Origin of the sequence: Streptomyces sp. NPDC093984, assembly GCF_044764595.1 — a bacterium.
GTDB classification, from domain to species: Bacteria; Actinomycetota; Actinomycetes; order Streptomycetales; family Streptomycetaceae; genus Streptomyces; species Streptomyces cynarae.
In genome coordinates, this window is sequence record NZ_JBIWIM010000001.1 from 762724 (window position 1) to 779116 (window position 16393).

Annotated in this window: 14 protein-coding genes; 9 read left to right on the forward strand and 5 right to left on the reverse strand. The window is 70.8% G+C overall.

The genetic code is table 11. The features are described 5' to 3' along the window. Positions 1 to 65 precede the first annotated feature (65 nt). The 7 genes from ACIRC0_RS03585 to ACIRC0_RS03615 all read left to right on the forward strand — a co-directional run bounded on the left by ACIRC0_RS03585 (position 66) and on the right by ACIRC0_RS03615 (position 10158). Positions 66 to 1118, forward strand: coding sequence for a carbohydrate kinase family protein (locus ACIRC0_RS03585; RefSeq protein ID WP_403610668.1), 1053 nt, complete (start codon positions 66 to 68; stop codon positions 1116 to 1118). 47 nt (positions 1119 to 1165) lie between these two features. Continuing rightward, positions 1166 to 2443, forward strand: a complete 1278-nt coding sequence (locus ACIRC0_RS03590; RefSeq protein WP_403610670.1) for an ABC transporter substrate-binding protein — start codon at positions 1166 to 1168, stop codon at positions 2441 to 2443. A gap of 124 nt (positions 2444 to 2567) precedes the next feature. Next, a complete protein-coding gene (locus ACIRC0_RS03595) occupies positions 2568 to 3452 on the forward strand; it encodes a carbohydrate ABC transporter permease (protein WP_403612676.1) in 885 nt (294 codons plus the stop codon). Next, a complete protein-coding gene (locus ACIRC0_RS03600) occupies positions 3449 to 4318 on the forward strand; it encodes a carbohydrate ABC transporter permease (protein WP_403610673.1) in 870 nt (289 codons plus the stop codon). The genes ACIRC0_RS03595 and ACIRC0_RS03600 overlap by 4 nt, the downstream gene beginning before the upstream one ends. Before the next feature lie 84 nt (positions 4319 to 4402). Then, the gene (locus tag ACIRC0_RS03605; protein WP_403612679.1) at positions 4403 to 5374 is read left to right on the forward strand and encodes an alkaline phosphatase family protein; all 972 of its coding nucleotides are present in this window, start codon (positions 4403 to 4405) and stop codon (positions 5372 to 5374) included. Then, positions 5371 to 8289: a glycoside hydrolase family 2 TIM barrel-domain containing protein gene (locus ACIRC0_RS03610; protein WP_403610676.1), complete on the forward strand. Its 2919-nt coding sequence runs from the start codon at positions 5371 to 5373 to the stop codon at positions 8287 to 8289. Before ACIRC0_RS03605 ends, ACIRC0_RS03610 begins: the two co-directional genes overlap by 4 nt. Before the next feature lie 42 nt (positions 8290 to 8331). Then, positions 8332 to 10158 (forward strand): LamG-like jellyroll fold domain-containing protein, encoded by a 1827-nt coding sequence (locus tag ACIRC0_RS03615; protein WP_403610679.1) that lies wholly within the window; start codon positions 8332 to 8334, stop codon positions 10156 to 10158. 9 nt (positions 10159 to 10167) lie between these two features. On the opposite strand, the gene ACIRC0_RS03620 is transcribed toward ACIRC0_RS03615, so the two are convergent. The 5 genes from ACIRC0_RS03620 to ACIRC0_RS03640 form a co-directional block, all read right to left on the reverse strand. Further along, positions 10168 to 10881 carry a DUF4232 domain-containing protein gene (locus tag ACIRC0_RS03620; RefSeq protein WP_403610682.1) on the reverse strand — a complete coding sequence of 238 codons (714 nt, stop codon included), beginning with the start codon at positions 10879 to 10881 and terminating at the stop codon, positions 10168 to 10170. A gap of 251 nt (positions 10882 to 11132) precedes the next feature. Continuing rightward, positions 11133 to 11588: a MaoC family dehydratase gene (locus tag ACIRC0_RS03625; RefSeq protein WP_403610685.1), complete on the reverse strand. Its 456-nt coding sequence runs from the start codon at positions 11586 to 11588 to the stop codon at positions 11133 to 11135. Further along, positions 11585 to 13108 (reverse strand): o-succinylbenzoate--CoA ligase, encoded by a 1524-nt coding sequence (gene menE / locus ACIRC0_RS03630; protein WP_403610687.1) that lies wholly within the window; start codon positions 13106 to 13108, stop codon positions 11585 to 11587. Before menE ends, ACIRC0_RS03625 begins: the two co-directional genes overlap by 4 nt. 12 nt (positions 13109 to 13120) lie before the next feature. Next, positions 13121 to 13996, reverse strand: a complete 876-nt coding sequence (locus tag ACIRC0_RS03635) for an amidohydrolase family protein (protein ID WP_403610690.1) — start codon at positions 13994 to 13996, stop codon at positions 13121 to 13123. Next, positions 13996 to 14913, reverse strand: coding sequence for an SDR family NAD(P)-dependent oxidoreductase (locus tag ACIRC0_RS03640; RefSeq protein ID WP_403610693.1), 918 nt, complete (start codon positions 14911 to 14913; stop codon positions 13996 to 13998). Before ACIRC0_RS03640 ends, ACIRC0_RS03635 begins: the two co-directional genes overlap by 1 nt. 261 nt (positions 14914 to 15174) lie before the next feature. Between ACIRC0_RS03640 and ACIRC0_RS03645 the strand changes: the two genes are divergently transcribed. Both ACIRC0_RS03645 and ACIRC0_RS03650 read left to right on the forward strand, forming a co-directional pair. Continuing rightward, positions 15175 to 15600, forward strand: coding sequence for a MarR family winged helix-turn-helix transcriptional regulator (locus tag ACIRC0_RS03645; protein ID WP_403612682.1), 426 nt, complete (start codon positions 15175 to 15177; stop codon positions 15598 to 15600). Positions 15601 to 15610: 10 nt separating this feature from the next. Next, positions 15611 to 16387 (forward strand): IclR family transcriptional regulator, encoded by a 777-nt coding sequence (locus ACIRC0_RS03650; RefSeq protein ID WP_403610695.1) that lies wholly within the window; start codon positions 15611 to 15613, stop codon positions 16385 to 16387. The last annotated feature ends 6 nt before the right edge of the window (positions 16388 to 16393 follow it).

Here is a 16393-nt window from a genome sequence, read left to right on the forward strand (position 1 = left end):
TCTCGTCGATGAGCGCACGATTCCGTGCACCGAGTTTGAGCAGTTCTGACGAGAGGACCCACGCGGTGGACGACGACCGGCCCGAGGTGCTGTTGACCGGGCTGCTCTTCTACGACCTCGTTCTCACGGGCCTGGGCAAAGCACCGACGCCGGGCGAGGAGATCTGGACGGCGGGCATGGGCTGCGGCCCGGGCGGCATCGCGAACCTCGCGGTGGCCTCCGCCCGCTTCGGTCTGAGGACCTCCCTGGCCACGGTCTTCGGCGACGACTTCTACGGCGCGTACTGCCGGGACGTCATCGGCGACCAGGAACACATCGACCTCTCGCTCTCCCGCACCGCGAACGGCTGGCCCACCCCCGTCACCGTCTCGCTCGCGCACGGGGACGACCGGGCCCTGGTCACGCACGGTCAGGAGCCCCCGTACTCGCAGGACGAGCTGATGGGTGAGGTGCCCGAGGCGCGCACCGCCCTGGTGCACCTCGAGGCCGAGCCCCGCGCCTGGCTCGCCAAGGCCGCCGCGAACGGCACCCAGATCTACGCCGACGTCGGCTGGGACCCCACCCAGCAGTGGTCCCGGGACCTCCTCGACCAGCTCTCCCTGTGTCACGCCTTCCTCCCAAACGAGACGGAGGCGATGGCCTACACCCGCACCGACAGCGCGGTCGCGGCGCTCGGCACGCTCTCCGAGTCGGTGCCGGTCGTCGTGGTCACGCGGGGCGGCGACGGCGCCATAGCCGTCGACCAGACGACGGGCGAGTACGCCGAGGCCCCCGCCCTCGACGTCGACGTACTGGACGCGACGGGCGCCGGCGACGTGTTCGGCGCGAGTTTCGTCGCCGCATCGCTCGGCGGCTGGCCGCTTCAGGAACGGCTGCGGTTCGCCGTGCTCGCCGCCGGCCTGTCCGTACAGCACCACGGCGGCGCCCTCGCCGCCCCCGGCTGGTACGGCGTCGACCGCTGGTGGCGCTCCCTGACCGACCCCGGCCTCAAGCAGGCGTACGGCTTCCTGGCGGACCGCCTCCCGGCGGACGTCGGCCCACCCGTGCGCCACGCCCCCGTCACCCCGCCGATCCGTCACACGCCCGTCGGCCCACGGGCTTCCGCACGGCAGCACTGACTCTCAACGCCCCCCAGCACCACGAACAGGAACAACAGGAGTGACCCGTGGACCTTTCTCGTAGAGGCTTCCTCCAGGCCGCCGCGCTCACCGCGGCCGCGTCCGGCCTGACCGTCGCATGCGGCGGCAGCTCGGGATCGAGCGGCACCAAGAACGGCAAGAACCTCACCTTGTGGTACTGGGGCGGCGCACTGAGCGACAAGGTGGTCGCGGAGGCCAGGACGCACTTCGGCAGCCAGGTCAAGCTGACCGTCTCGTCCATCGGCGGCGACTTCAAGCAGAAGCTCACCACCACCCTCGCCGCGGGCACCTCCGTGCCCGACATCACCGGCATCAAGGGCGAGGACATGGCCTCCTTCCTGCCCAACGCCGGCCGCTTCCTCGACCTCAACGACCTGGGCTTCAAGAAGATCTCGTCCCAGTACCTGGACTGGAAGACCAAGCTCGCCCAGACCGGCGACGGCAAGCAGATCGGCTTCCCGATCGACATCGGTCCCACCGCGCTCTTCTACCGCGCGGACCTGTTCGCCAAGGCGGGGCTGCCCACCGACCCCGACAAGGTCGCCGCCCAGGCCAAGACGTGGGAGGACTACTTCGCGCTCGGCACCGAGCTGAAGAAGAAGGTCCCCGGCACCTACCTGGTCAACAACATCAGCTCGGTGTTCAACATGGCCGTCGGCCAGGGCACCCAGCGGTTCATCGACAAGAACAACCACTTCATCGGCGACCAGGACCACATCCGCACCGCGTGGACCACGGCGGTGCGCCCCTACACCCTCGGCCTCGACGCCAAGATCAACGACAACACCTGGAACGCCGCCATCGGCAAGAGCCTGACCACCGAACTCGGCGCGGCCTGGCACGCGCTGGACATCGAGCAGGCCGCGCCGGGCACCAAGGGCAAGTGGCGGGTGTGCGCCATGCCCGGTGGACCGGCCAACCAGGGCGGCTCCTACCTGGCCCTGCCCAAACAGTGCCGCAACCCCGAAGAGGCGTTCAAGATCATCAGCTGGATCCTCAGCCCGGACAACGACGCCCGCGGCTTCACCGACGCCGCCATCTTCCCCGCCGCCCCGGCCGCGTACGCCATGCCGGCCATGACGGGCCCCGACGCCTTCTTCGGCGGTCAGAAGATCATCGAGGTCTTCGGCCCGGCCGCCAAGGCCATACCGGACAGCTACGAGGCGCCCGCCGACGCCGCCGTCATGGCCCCCTACATGACGGAACTGACCAACATCGAGGCCAAGGGCAAGAAGCCCGACGACGCCTGGAAGGACGCGGTCAGCCAGGCCAAGCAGATCGCCCGGCGACAGGGGGTGAACTGAGGTGTCGTCACCTCCGGTCACCGGCCCCGCCACGGTGCCCGCGCACCGTGGCGGGCCGGGCCCGGCCCGGTTCCGCCCGCGGCGCGCCACGCCCGCGGGCACCGCTCGGCCCAGGCGGCGCGGGCTGTTGTCGTACTGGCGGCAGTACCTGGCGATCTCGCCCTTCTACCTGATCTTCATCGCCTTCTCCTTCTTCCCCGTCTTCTACTCGCTGTATCTGGCCTTCCAGCGCTGGGACGGCATGGGCACCATGCAGTTCGTGGGCCTGCAGCAGTTCCGGTTCCTCTGGTCGGACCCGGTCTTCTGGCTGTCGATCCGCAACACCCTGGTGATCTGGGTCCTGTCGACCGTTCCCACGCTCTTCGGCGCCCTGGTGCTGGCGACGCTGCTGCACTCGGTGCGCCGCTTCAAGGGCTTCTACCGCATCGCCCTGTACGTCCCGAACGTCACCTCGATCGTCGCGGTGGCGATCTTCTTCGGCGCGGTGTTCAGCAACAACTTCGGTCTGGTCAACGCGATCCTGGGCACGGTCGGCATCTCGCCCGTCCCGTGGCTGAGCAACCCGTGGCTGATCAAACTGGTCATCGCGCTGCTGATGACCTGGATGTGGACCGGCTACAACATGATCATCTATCTGGCCGGTCTCCAGGCGATCCCGACGTCGATCTACGAGGCCGCGAAGATGGACGGTGCCGGGCCCATCCGCACCTTCTTCCAGATCACCATCCCGATCATGCGGCCCATCATCCTGTTCACCGTCATCATCTCGACCATCAACGGCCTGCAGAGCTTCAGCGAACCCCAGGTCCTGTTCGCCAGCAACGCCGCCAACGCGAACCTCGGCGGCCCGGGCCAGGCCGGTCTGACCACGTTGCTGTACTTCTACCAGTCGGCCTTCCTGAACAACGACTACGGCTACGGCGCGGCCATCGTGTGGGCCTTCTTCGTGTTGATCATCGTGTTGGTCGCCATCAACTGGCGCATCACGCGAGGAGGGAGGAAGTCATGACGACAGCGGACACGGCGCGGCCGGCCACGCGCGTGAGGCGGCTGCGCCGCCCCAAGGGCCTGACCACGCACATCATCCTCATGCTGGCCGTCCTGATCTCGGTCTTCCCCTTCGTGTGGACGATCGTCATGGCGACCAACACCACCCAGGACATCTACAAGAGCCCCCCGATGCTGACGGTCGGCTCCCACCTGCTGGAGAACATGCGGCACGTGCTGAACACCATCGACTTCTTCGGGTCGATGCTCAACACGGTGATGGTCGCGTGCGTCACCACCGCCCTGGTGCTGTTCATCGACTCCCTGGCGGCCTTCACCTTCGCCAAGTTCGACTTCCCCGGACGCAAGGTGCTCTTCGGCACACTGCTGTTGTTCATGATGCTGCCGCTCCAACTGGCCATCCTGCCCCAGTTCATCCTCATGTCCAAGATCGGCTGGGTCGGCATGCTCAAGGCGCTGGCCCTGCCCTCCCTGGCCAACGCCTTCGGCATCTTCTGGCTGCACCAGTACATCCAGAACGGCGTGCCCGACGAACTCCTCGACGCCGCGCGCATCGACGGCGCCGGGTTCTTCCGCCAGTACTGGAACATCGCGCTGCCGATGATCAGACCCGCGCTGTCCTTCCTCGCCATCTACGCCTTCGTCAACTGCTGGAACGACTACATCTGGCCGCTGATCGTGCTCACCGACCCAGGCCATGTGACGCTCCAGGTGGAACTCGCCCAGCTCAACGTCGGCCACACCACCGACTACAGCATGGTCATGGCCGGTGTGCTCATGGCGGCCCTCCCGCTGGTCGTGGTCTTCAGCATCTTCGCCCGCGGGTTCATAGCGGGCGCCACCGAAGGAGCGGTACAGGGAAGCTGAACCGGTGTCGCGAGAGAGGGGTGGGCGGTGACGTACGACGTTGACGGAAGGCGGCCGGGGCGCGGCAAGGTGCTCGTGGTGGGCATGGACGGGGTGCGCTTCGACCGGCTGCCCCTCCCCCGGCCTCCGGCCGGAGGGACCCCCGTCCCGCTCCTCCCCCGGCCTCCGGCCGGGGGGACCCCCATCTCGCTACGCTCGCCGTCCACGGCACCCGTGCTGCACGGCCTGATGGCCACGGGCGCCTTCGGCACCAGCCTGCTGCCCTACGGTGAGGCGGACGGTCAGGCCGAGAACGGGCCGTCGACCAGCATGGCCTACACCGACTCCGGGCCCGGCTGGTCGAGCGTGCTGACCGGGGTGTGGCCCGACCGCCACGGGGTGAGGGGCAACGACTTCACCGGCGCCGACTACACCCGCTGGCCCGACTTCCTCAGCCGCGCCGTCACCGCCCGGCCCGGTCTGCGCACCGCGGCCGCGGTGTCCTGGCCGGAACTGGTCCACCGCGGCACCCTCGGCCCCGCCATCGGCCGGCGTGTGCACCACGACGGCGAGTCGGACGGCTACGACACCGCCGACCGCCTCGTCGCCCGCACCGCCGCACGCTGGCTCACCGAGGACGACCCGGACGTCGTGTTCGTGTACTTCGGTGCCACCGACGAGGCCGGCCACGCCACCGGCCCCCTCGGTCCCGCCTACGACCACGCCCTCCTCACCCAGGACGCCCACCTCGGGCGACTGCTGAAGGCGATCGACGCCCGGCGCTCCGACCCCGCCCGTGCGGACGAGCGCTGGACCGTGCTGGTCACCACGGACCACGGACACCTCGACACCGGTGGCCACGGAGGCGACACGCGTGCCGAGCGAGAGGTCTTCGTGGTCCTCGCCGAGCCCGGCGTGCCCGGCGGCACCCGGCTCCCCACGCCCCGCCTCATCGACATCGCCCCCACCGTCCTGGACCGACTCGGCATCCCCGTCGACCCCGCCTGGGGGCTGCAGGGCCGCGTCCTGGCCGGCTCCATGCCACTCACCTCACCACCGACTGCGGAATGGTCATGACCGACGCACTTCTCGCCCTTCGCCCCTGGAAGGCCCCCGAGGTGACTTCCTGGGGGCGCCTGCCCATGAACGCCGTCGACCGGCGCTCCGGAGCACTCCCCCTGGACGGCGACTGGCGCTTCCAGTTGCTGCCCACTCCGGACGCGCCGGTCGGCGGTCCCTGGTCCTCGGCCTACGTCCCCGGCGCCTGGACCCTGCAGGGCACGGACGACCTGCCGCATTACACCAACGTGCGCATGCCGTTCCCCGACTTCCCGCCCGGCTCGCCCGACGCCAACCCGACGGGCGTGTACGAGCGTGAGGTGGACGTGCCCGCCGAGTGGGCCGGGCGGCGAATCGTGCTCCAGGTCGGGGCCGCCGAGAGCGTGCTGCTGGTGCACGTGGACGGGCGGCCCGTCGGCATCTCCAAGGACTCCCATCTGGCCGCCGAGTTCGACCTGAGCGGGGTCGTACGGCCCGGGGAGCGCGCCACCGTGCGCCTGACCGTCGTCAAGTGGTCCGACGCCTCGCACATCGAGGACCAGGACCAGTGGTGGCACGGGGGCGTCACGCGGTCGGTCCTGCTGTACGCCACCGACCCCCTGCACCTCGCCGACGTGACCGTGCGGGCGCGGCAGGACGGAGAGCTGCGCATCGACTGCCGGGTACGCGACGCGCGTGGGGCACTGCCGGAAGGGTGGTACGTCAGCGGCGAGCTGGAGGGCCACCTCCTCACGCAGGACACGGAGTTCGACCGCCTCAACGCCGAGGACGACCGCGTCTCCGACTTCCTCGGCGAGGCCCGTATCCACACCACCGTCCCCGACGTGCGCACCTGGAACGCCGAGACGCCGGAGCTGTACGACCTCACGGTCCGCCTGCACCGCGCCGACGGCACCCTCGCCGACACCTCGCGGCACCGCGTCGGCTTCCGCGACGTCGAGATCGTCGGCCGGGACCTGCTGGTCAACGGCGAGCGCGTGTTCATCCGGGGCGTGAACCGGCACGACTTCCATCCGCTGACCGGCCGCACGGTGTCGTACGACGACATGCGCGCGGACCTCGTGCTGCTGAAGCGGTTCGGCTTCAACGCGATCCGCACCTCCCACTACCCGAACGACCCCACCCTGTACGACCTCACCGACGAGCTCGGCTTCTACGTCGTCGACGAGGCCGACATCGAGTCCCACGACCACGCCCACGAGATCGCCGACGACCCGCGCTATCTGAACGCCTTCGTGGACCGGGTCTCGCGGATGGTGCTGCGCGACAAGAACCACCCGTCGATCATCATCTGGTCGCTGGGCAACGAGTCCGACTACGGCGCGAACCACGACGCGGCGGCCGGCTGGGTGCGGCGGCACGATCCGACGCGGCCGATCCAGTACGAGGGGGCCGCCAAGCTCGACTGGGCGGCGACCGGCGACGCCTCCGACATCGCCTGCCCCATGTACGCGCCGCTCGAGGACTGCGTGGCCCACGCCCTGTCGGGCCGGCAGACCCGGCCCCTGATCCAGTGCGAGTACTCGCACGCCATGGGCAACAGCAACGGCACGCTGGCGGACCATTGGGCGGCCATCGAGTCCACGCCGGGTCTTCAGGGCGGGTTCATCTGGGAGTTCTGGGACCACGGAATTCTGCAACGCGTGAGCGACGGCAGACCCGCCGGGCGCGCGGGCGCCGGGCTGTACGCGGGCGGTGTCGCCGCGCCCGGCCATCGCTGGGCGTACGGCGGCGACTTCGGCGAGACCATCCACGACGGCGCGTTCATCGCGGACGGTGTCGTCTTCCCGGACCGCACCCCGAAGCCGGCACTGTACGAGCACCGGGAGATCGCGGCGCCGGTGCGCATCGAGTGCTTCAAGCACGAGGGCATCGTCCTCGGCAACCACCAGCACTTCCGGGGCCTCGACTGGCTGACCGGCCGGTGGGAGCTGTCCCTCGCGGACGGCCGTACGCTGACCGCGCCCGCCGAACTGCCCGATCTGCGGCCCGGCGAGACGGCGGCGGTGCCGCTGCCCTTCGAGCTGCCCCGCGACGGCGGCGAGGCCTGGCTGACGCTGCGGGTGAGCGTGGCGGAGGACCAGCCGTGGGCGCCGCGCGGTACCGAGGTGTGCGTGCCGCAGGTCCGGCTGCGCGGGCCCGACGTGACCGGGGACGCCGCCGTGGACCGGCTCGTGGAGGTCGACGGCGAGGGCCTGCTGGTCCATCCCCTGCTGACGGCCGCCCCGACGCTGTCGCTGTGGCGGGCGCCCACCGACAACGACGAGCTGGGCGGCATGGCGCTGCGCTGGCGGACCTGGGGGCTCGACGCGCTGGTCCGCAAGGTCGTGTCGGTGCGGCAGGACGACGGCCGGGTGACCGTGGACGCCGAGTACGCGGGCACCGTCGGGGTCGTGCGGCACCGGCAGGTGTTCACGGCGGTCGAGGGCGGCGTCCGGGTCGACGAAGAGGCCCAGCTGCCCGAGGAGTTCGACGACGTGGCGCGGGTCGGGTCGGTGTTCGAGACGACGCCGGGTCTGGATCTGCTGGAGTGGTTCGGGCAGGGGCCCTGGGAGTCGTACCCCGACCGCAGCGCGGGCGCGCCGGTCGGCCATCACTCCGTCCGCGTCGACGACCTGTTCACCCCTTATCTGCGTCCGCAGGAGAGCGGCGGCCGGCACGGCGTACGCCGGTTCACGCTGTCGGCGCCGGACGCGACCGGCCTCACGGTCGTGCTGGACGAGCCGCGCCAGGTCTCCGTCACCCGGCATCGCGCCGAGGACCTGACGGCCGCCACGCACCACGACGAGCTGGTGCCGCGTTCGGGGTGCGTGGTGCACATCGACGCGGCGCACCGGGGGCTGGGCACGGCGTCGTGCGGCCCCGACACCTTCCCCGAGTACCGCATCCCACCGGGCGTCCACCGCTGGAGCTGGACCCTGCGCGTTCTGTAAACCCCCCGCCTCTCTTGTCACGTCACCTCTCACGGAGCACACGTGTGTACGTCGCATGACCACCATCAGGGCGAGGCCGCGCAGGCCGGTGCCGGAAGACGCGGTTTTCTCAGGGCAACCGCGCTGCTGGGCGCCGCGGTCACGGCCGGGGCCGCGCTGCCGGCCGTCGCCGAGGCGGCCGAGATGAGCAGCCGGCGACCCGACGCCGAGAGCCGTCGCTTCACCCTCGCGGTGATGCCCGACACGCAGTACCTCTTCGACGGACCGAGCATCGACCCGGCGCCCGTCGAGGCGTCCCTGCGTTATCTGCTGGAGCACGGCAGGGACGAGAACATCGTCTTCCTGTCCCACCTCGGCGACCTCACCCAGAACGGCGCCAAGGAGGAATTCGCCGCCATCAGCGAGGCGTTCGAGCTCCTCGACCGGCGGGGCGTCGGCTACAGCGTCCTGGCCGGCAACCACGACATCAAGTCGTCGACGGACGACCAGCGCGGCCCGACGCCGTACCTTGACGCGTTCGGGCCCCAGCGCTTCAGGAGCAAGTCGACGTTCGGGGGCGCCTCCCCGGACGGCTACAACACCTACCACCTGTTCCGGGCGGGCGGGCGGGAGTGGCTGGTGCTGGCGCTGGACTGGCGGCTGTCGGCGCAGGGGTACGCCTGGGCGAAGGACGTGCTCGCCCGGCACCCGAAGACGCCGGTCATCCTCACCACGCACGAACTGGTCGTCGAGGACGACCAGTTGTCGGCGTACGGCCGGCAGCTGTGGGACCAGCTGATCGAGGACCACGACCAGATCTTCCTGACCCTGAACGGCCACTACTGGCCCGCGGGCCGCGCCACCCTCAAGAACGCGGCGGGCAACGAGGTGCACCTGCACCTGACGAACTACCAGAACCGCTACTTCGGCGGGGCGGCGATGATCCGCCTGTACCACTTCGACCTCGACCGGAACGTCATCGACGTGGAGACGGTCTCCCCCTGGATCCTCGGGCGGGCCGCGAAGGGCCTCAACGAGCTGGAGCGCCAGGAGATCGAGCTGAGCGGTGACGCCGACCGGTTCTCGGTGGAGATCGACTTCGCCGAGCGCTTCTCCGGATTCGACCCGGTGCCGGCCCGCCCGGCGCGGCCCGCGTCGCAGATGCTGATATCGGGCACGGTCGCCTACTGGCGCTTCGAGTCGCCCGTCTCCGGCACCGTCCGCGACCTGTCCGGCCGCGGCAACGACCTCACCCTGGTCTCGGTGGGCGGCGGCTCGCTCGGCTGGTCGTCGGACCACCACCCCGACCAACCGGGCCACGGCAGCCTGGAGTTCCAGGGCTTCAAGTCGCCGCTGAAGGGCGCGTACCTGCGCACGGTGGACGGAGCCCCGCTCAACTCGGCCACCTTCGGGAACGGCTACACCATCGAAGCCTTCTACCGGCTGCCCGCCGACTGGGACCCCGACCACAACGCCTGGTCGGGCATCGTCAGCCGTACGGGCACGGGCGGCGCGGCCGGGAAGACCGCCGACGACCCCGACGAGCCGCTGGCCACCCTCTCGCTGTCCAACGACCGCGAGCCGCAGTGGGCGATGCGCCCGCTGAACCAGGAGGGCATCGCCACCAACTGGGGCCAGGAGACCCCGCTGGAGACCTGGTGGCACCTCGCGGTCGTCAACGACGGCACGTACACGACGCTGTACGTCGAGGGCTGCCCGGTCGTCCGCAACCCGAAGGCCGCCGCGGTCGGGATCACCTCAGTCGGGCTGCCGTGGCTGCTCGGCGGCTACGAGTACGCCGGGAAGATCGACCAGATCCTGCACGGCCGCCTCGGCGACGTGCGGATCGTCGAACGGGCGCTGCCGGTCACGTCGTTCATGAACCACTGACCGCGGTCGCTAGCGGGTGACGGGGCCGACGATCACGGTGTGGTCGTCGGGGCCGTCGCCCTTGGCGGGCAGGTTCACCCTGAGCCGCAGGATGTGCGGGTGGATCTCCCGCGGCAGGGTGATCACCGCGCGGGTGAAGGTGACTCCGCTGCCGCCGCCGTAGTTCTGCGGCACGACCAGCAGGAAGGTCGCGCTCCGGCCCGGGGTGAGGACGACGGTGTGCGGGGCCTCGACGCTTCGCCGGGCACGGACGTGTCCGTCCTTGCCGACCAGGTCCACGCCCGGGAAGCCGTGCAGAGTGCAGGGGGCGGGGCCGGAGTTGGTCAGTCTCACGGGAATGTTCGAGTACGGGCCCTTGCCGTACGCGTCGCCCTTGGCGAAGGTCAGATGGGCGGTCCTGCACCGGGCGGCGGGCCTCGTGGAGGTCCGCGGTCCCGCGGACGCCGTGGCCGAGCCAGAGCCCGTGGCCGAGCCGGGCGCCGTGGCCGAGCCGGACGCGCTGCTCGTGCCGCCGGTCGCGGTGCCGGAGGTGGGTGTCGCCGAGGTGCCGCCTGCCGGACCGCTGCCGGACCCCTGAGTGGCGCCTGCCGTGGACGCCGTGGCGGACGCAGCGGAGCTCGCTCCACTCTGCTTGCCGTCGTCGCCGTTGCAGGCGGTGAGCGCGAGTCCCGCCGCGAGCACCACGGCGGCGGCCGGAACCTTGCGGAACTGCTGGACGCGCATGGGCTTCCCCCTGGTCTGGATGCGGGACCCGCCACGCGGGCCCTGCATCCAGAAAGACGGAGGAAGCGGAGGCGAGGTTGCGGCGGGCGCGGGGAGGACTCCCGTGCGGATTGTCACCGGCCGCCGGAGGAACCGGGGCAGGGCTTCGGACGTGCGTCCCACGACCCTGCCCCAGACCGCCAGACCGAACGCGCCTGCCCCATAACCCATGCCTGAGGCAGAACGCCCTGCCTCAGGCAGAACGCCCGGCCTCAGGCGTAGAACCGCGACAGGCTCTGCAGGACGGCCGCGGGCTTCCCGCCGCCGTCGATCTCTATCGTGCCGTCGACGGCGATCTGCACCCCGCCCGGCACGTCCTCCACCGAGGCGAGCTTCGCGACCAGCCGGATGCGGGAGCCGACCTTCACCGGTGCCGGGAAGCGCACCTTGTTCAGGCCGTAGTTGACCTTCGTCGACACGCCCTCGACCTCCAGCAGCTCGGTGAAGAGCGGGATGAAGAGGGACAGGGTCAGATAGCCGTGCGCGATGGGCGCGCCGAAGGGGCCGTCCTTCGCCTTCTCCGGGTCGACGTGGATCCACTGGTGGTCGCCCGTGGCGTCGGCGAAGGTGTTGATCCGCTCCTGGGTGACCTCGATCCACTCGCTGGCGCCGAGGTCGCTGCCGGCCAGCTTCTTGAGTTCGTCGAGGCCGTTGACGGTGATGCTCATCTGTGGTCCTTTGCCTGGGAGTTGGTGCCGTACCGGGAGCGGACCCGGGACTTCAGGAGCTTTCCGGAGGCGGTGCGCGGGAGGGCGTCCGCGACCACCACCGACTTGGGGATCTTGTACTTGGCCAGCTGCCCGGAGAGCGAGGCGATCACCTCGTCAGGGTCGAGCGTGGCGCCCTCGCGAGGGACGACGACCGCGCGCGGAACCTCGCCCCACTTCTCGTCGGGCACGCCGATGACGGCGCACTCGACGATGTCGGGGTGGGCGAGGAGCTGGTCCTCGATCTCGGCGGGGTAGATGTTCTCGCCCCCCGAAATGATCATGTCCTTGATGCGGTCGACGATGTAGACGTACCCGTCCTCGTCCACGCGGGCCGCGTCCCCGCTGCGGAACCAGCCGTCGGCGAACACGGCCGCGGTCTCCTCGGGCAGCCCCCAGTAGCCGGGCATGACGTGCGGGCCGCGCACCACGACCTCGCCGGTCTCGCCGACGTCGACCGGGGCGAGGTCGGGCCTCACCACCCGTACGTCGCTGAAGAAGTGCGGCACACCCGCCGAACCCGCCTTGCTGACCGCGTGCTCGGCGTCCAGGAAGAGCGTGCCGGGCGCGGCCTCCGTCATGCCGTATCCCTGGAGGAAGGTGAGGCCGCGCTCCTGGTACTTCGCGATCAGCGGCGTCGGCACCGGGGAGCCGCCGCAGGTGAGGATGCGCAGGCTGGACAGGTCGGCCCGGTCCCAGCGCGGATGCCGTGCCACCTGGTCGAACATGGTCGGCACCCCGAACATGAAGGTGATCCGGTGGCGTTCGAGCAGGTCGAAGGTGGCTTCCGGGTCGAAGGACTCGACCAGGACGCAGGTGCCGCCCTTGAGCAGGACGGGCAGGGTGAGCATGTTCAGCCCGGCCGTGTGGAACAACGGGGCGGAGACCAGGGCGCGTTCGTCGGCGATCAGGTCGTGGTCGACGAGGACGTTGAACGCGTTCCAGACCAGGTTGCCGTGCGTGAGCATGGCGCCCTTGGGCCGTCCCGTGGTCCCCGAGGTGTACATGATGATGCAGGTGTCGTCGAGGGCGACGGGCTGGTCGATCGGTTCGTCGCTCGCGGCGGCCAGCAACTCCTCGTAGTCGGTGCCCACTTCCACGTACGCGCGGACATCGGTGCTGCCCGGCAGCCCGGCCACCAGCGCGGCCAGGGAGGGCGCGTAGACGAGGGCCTTGGCGCCCGAGTCGGCGAGCTGGTAGGCGATCTCGGGGCCGGCGAGGCGGGTGTTGAGCGGGACGAAGACCGCGCCGAGGGTGCCCGCCGCGAAGAGTGTCTCCAGGTAGGCGGGGTGGTTGGGGCCGAGGTAGGCGATCCGGTCGCCGCGGCGGACGCCACGGGCGCGCAGGGCGTGCGCGAGACGGGTGGTGCGTTCGTGCAGCTCCGCGTAGGTGACGCTCCGGTCGCCGTGGATCAGGGCGGTGCGGTGCGGGGTCTTGCGGGCCCGGCGTGCGGGCCACGACCCCAGTCCCTCGTTGCGCATCTCACGGCCCCTTTACGCTTTCGTCAGCCCGAGCAGGCGGGCGGCGTTCTCCTTGAGGATCTTCGGCCGGACCTCGTCCTTGATCGACAGCTTCTCGAAGTCGGCGAGCCAGCGGTCGGGGGTGAGGACGGGGAAGTCGGAGCCGAAGAGCACCTTGTCCTTGAGCAAGGTGTTGGCGTACTGCACGAGCTGCGGCGGGAAGTACTTCGGCGACCAGCCGGACAGGTCGATGTGCACGCCGGGTTTGTGCGTGGCGACCGCCAGGGCCTCGTCCTGCCAGGGGAACGACGGGTGCGCCAGGATGATCTTCAGATGCGGGAAGTCGGCGGCGACGTCGTCCACGTGCAGCGGGTTGGAGTACTTGAGCCTGATCCCGCCCCCTCCGGGTACGCCGGCGCCGATCCCGGTCTGGCCGGTGTGGAACAGGGCGATGGCGCCGGTCTCCTCGATGACCTCGTACAGGTCGTACGCCACCGAGCGGTCGTTGGGGAAGAAGCCCTGGATGCTGGGGTGGAACTTGAAGCCCTTCACCCCGTACTCCTCGACCAGACGGCGGGCCTGCTTGACGCCGGCCTTGCCGCGGAAGGGGTCGATGGAGGCGAAGGGGATCAGCACGTCCGGGTTCGCGGCGGCGGCCTCAGCCACCTCTTCGTTGGGGACCGGCGCGGTGCCCGTGGCGGACTCGGCGTCGACCGTGAAGATCACGGCGGCCATCTTCCGCTCGCGGTAGTACGCGGCCGTCTCCTCCAGGGTCGGCTTCCGCTTGCCCTCCACCTTGAAGTAGGCGGAGGAGGCGTCGTGCAGGTCGTCGTCCAGCGAGGAGTGCCCCTTGGAGGAGACCTCGGCGTGGGTGTGGACGTCGATCGCGACGAGTTCGTTCAGGTCCATCACGCCTCCGGGAACTTCGGCGCGGGGATGCCGACGGTCTGCGGTTCGGCGCCGACCGAGGTGGCCCACACGTCGGCGAGGGTGTCCGGGGACCAGCCGCCCGCCGCGTACGCCGTCCTGATCTCCTGCGGATGCGACCAGAGTGCCACCTTGTCGCCGCCGATGCCGATGCACTGGCCGGTCACGCCGCGCGCCGCCTCCGAGGCGAGGAAGGGCACGAGGGCGGCGCAGTCCTCGGGGGTGCCGAAGCCCTCGCCCTTGCGGAGGAAGTCCGGCAGCGGCTCGCCGTTCTTCATCGCCTCGATGTAGGGGGCGAAGGCCGGGATGGTCTCGGTCATGGCGGTGGCGGCGACCGGCACGATCGCGTTGACGGTGATGTTCGCGCGAGCCAGCTCCATCGACCAGGTGCGGGCCATGGCGGCGATGCCGGCCTTCGCGGCGGCGTAGTTGGTCTGGCCGAAGTTGCCGCGCTGGCCGGCCGGGGAGCCGACCAGGATCAGGGTGCCGCCCTCGCCCTGTTCGCGCATGCGGACGGCGGAGGCGCGGGCGCAGGTGAAGGTGCCGCGCAGATGTGTGGTGATCACCGCGTCGAAGTCGTCGTCGGTCATCTTCCACAGCACCTTGTCGCGCAGGATGCCGGCGTTGGTGACCAGGACGTCCAGTCGGCCGAACTCCTCAACGGCGCGGGCGACCAGCCGGTCGGCGGCCTCGCCGGTGCCGACCGCGACGACCTCGGCCACGGCCTTTCCGCCCGCCTCGGTGATGGACTTCACCGCCTGCTCGGCGACGGCCTCGTCGACGTCGTTCACGACCACGGCGGCGCCATGGGCGGCCAGGGCGTGGGCGTAGGCCAGGCCGAGGCCACGGCCGCTTCCGGTGACGACGGCCACCTTGCCGGTGAGATCGATGCTGGGCACGAGCGGGTCCCTTCCAGACGGGTCGGCCACCGGGCGCGCTGCGGCGGGGCGCCTGCTGCTCCGGCGGCGGTGCGGCTTCGAGATCGAAGCTAAGGACAATCATTGTTGTCGTCAATAGTTGTTGCCGACCGATCCTTGCGGCATGCTGTGGGCAGCAGTCCGTCCCGCCTCCCTCCGGAGGCCCGGCCCAGGGAGCCCGTCATCACCGGCCAGCAGCACGCCCCGACCTCCGCCGACCCCATCGACGCCCGGGAGCCGTGGATGCGCGGGCTGCACGCGGACACCGGCTATCTGCTGTACCGGCTCGGGCTGCGCTCGGGTCAGCTGTTCAACGCCTTCCTCCAGGAGTCCGGCCTGCGGCTGCGCCACTACGCCCTGCTGCGCTTCCTCGCCACCTCCGAGGGCGCCCTCCAGCGGGAGCTGAGCACCTCCCTCGGCTACGACCCGAGCGCGATCGTCGGCCTGGTCGACGACCTGGAGAAGCTGGGGTTCGCCGAGCGCCGCCCCTCCCCGGACGACCGGCGCAGCCGCATCGTCGTACTGACCGAGACCGGCCGGGCCTTCCTGCGCGACACCGACGAGGCCGGACTGCGGGTCACGGGCGAACTGCTCCGGCCGCTCGACGCCGACGAGCGGGAGGTCCTGCACGCGCTGCTGCTCAGAGTCGCCGAGACCGGGCTCGGGTGACCCGATACCGATGACCGCCGACGCCCTGCCCCCGCAGACGGTGCGCTCCGCGCCGGACCGGCTGCTCGCCGTCCTCGCGGCCTTCGACCACGCGCATCCGGCGCTCTGCCTCACCGACATCAGCCGCCGGGCCGGGCTCACCCTCACCACCACGCACCGGCTGGTGGGGGCGCTGACCGAGTGGGGCGCGCTGGAGCGGGACGCGGACGGTGTGTACCACGTGGGCCTGAGGCTGTGGGAGGTCGCGGCGCTCGCCCCGCGCGGGCTCGCGCTGCGGCAGGTGGCGTTGCCGTACCTGGAGGACCTGTACGAGGCGACGCACGAGAACGTGCAGCTGGCGGTGCGCGACGGCGCTGAGGTCGTGTACATCGAGTGGCTCTCGGGGCGCTCCGCCGTCGGCGTGCACATCCGGGTGGGCGCCCGCTGGCCTCTGCACGCCACCGGGGTGGGGCTGGCGCTGCTGGCCCACAGCGAGCAGGCGTTCCAGGAGGAGTACTGCGAGGGACCGCTGGCCGCGTTCACCCCGTACACCCTCACGGATCCGGTGCGGCTGCGCCGCGAACTGGCCGAAGTGCGGCGATCGGGTGCGGCCGTGAGCAGCCGTCAGATCACGGACGACGCCCTGTCGGTGGCGGCCCCGGTACGCGGCCGCGACGGGAGGGTGACCGCCGCGGTGTCGGTCGTGGTCCCGCACGCTACGGCCCAGGTACCGGCTCTTGTCCCGGCGGTGCGGCTCGCCGCGCGGGGGATCTCACGAGCGCTGGGGTGGCAGCCGGAGGCGCGGTGAGGCCCG

Coding starts and splice junctions, on each gene's coding strand:
- ACIRC0_RS03600 (WP_403610673.1), top strand. CDS start 3,449: ATGACGACAGCGGACACGGCGCGGCCGGCCACGCGCGTGAGGCGGCTG.
- ACIRC0_RS03605 (WP_403612679.1), top strand. CDS start 4,403: ATGGACGGGGTGCGCTTCGACCGGCTGCCCCTCCCCCGGCCTCCGGCC.
- ACIRC0_RS03610 (WP_403610676.1), top strand. CDS start 5,371: ATGACCGACGCACTTCTCGCCCTTCGCCCCTGGAAGGCCCCCGAGGTG.
- ACIRC0_RS03620 (WP_403610682.1), bottom strand. CDS start 10,881: ATGCGCGTCCAGCAGTTCCGCAAGGTTCCGGCCGCCGCCGTGGTGCTC.
- ACIRC0_RS03625 (WP_403610685.1), bottom strand. CDS start 11,588: ATGAGCATCACCGTCAACGGCCTCGACGAACTCAAGAAGCTGGCCGGC.
- menE (WP_403610687.1), bottom strand. CDS start 13,108: ATGCGCAACGAGGGACTGGGGTCGTGGCCCGCACGCCGGGCCCGCAAG.
- ACIRC0_RS03635 (WP_403610690.1), bottom strand. CDS start 13,996: ATGGACCTGAACGAACTCGTCGCGATCGACGTCCACACCCACGCCGAG.
- ACIRC0_RS03645 (WP_403612682.1), top strand. CDS start 15,175: ATGCGCGGGCTGCACGCGGACACCGGCTATCTGCTGTACCGGCTCGGG.
- ACIRC0_RS03650 (WP_403610695.1), top strand. CDS start 15,611: ATGACCGCCGACGCCCTGCCCCCGCAGACGGTGCGCTCCGCGCCGGAC.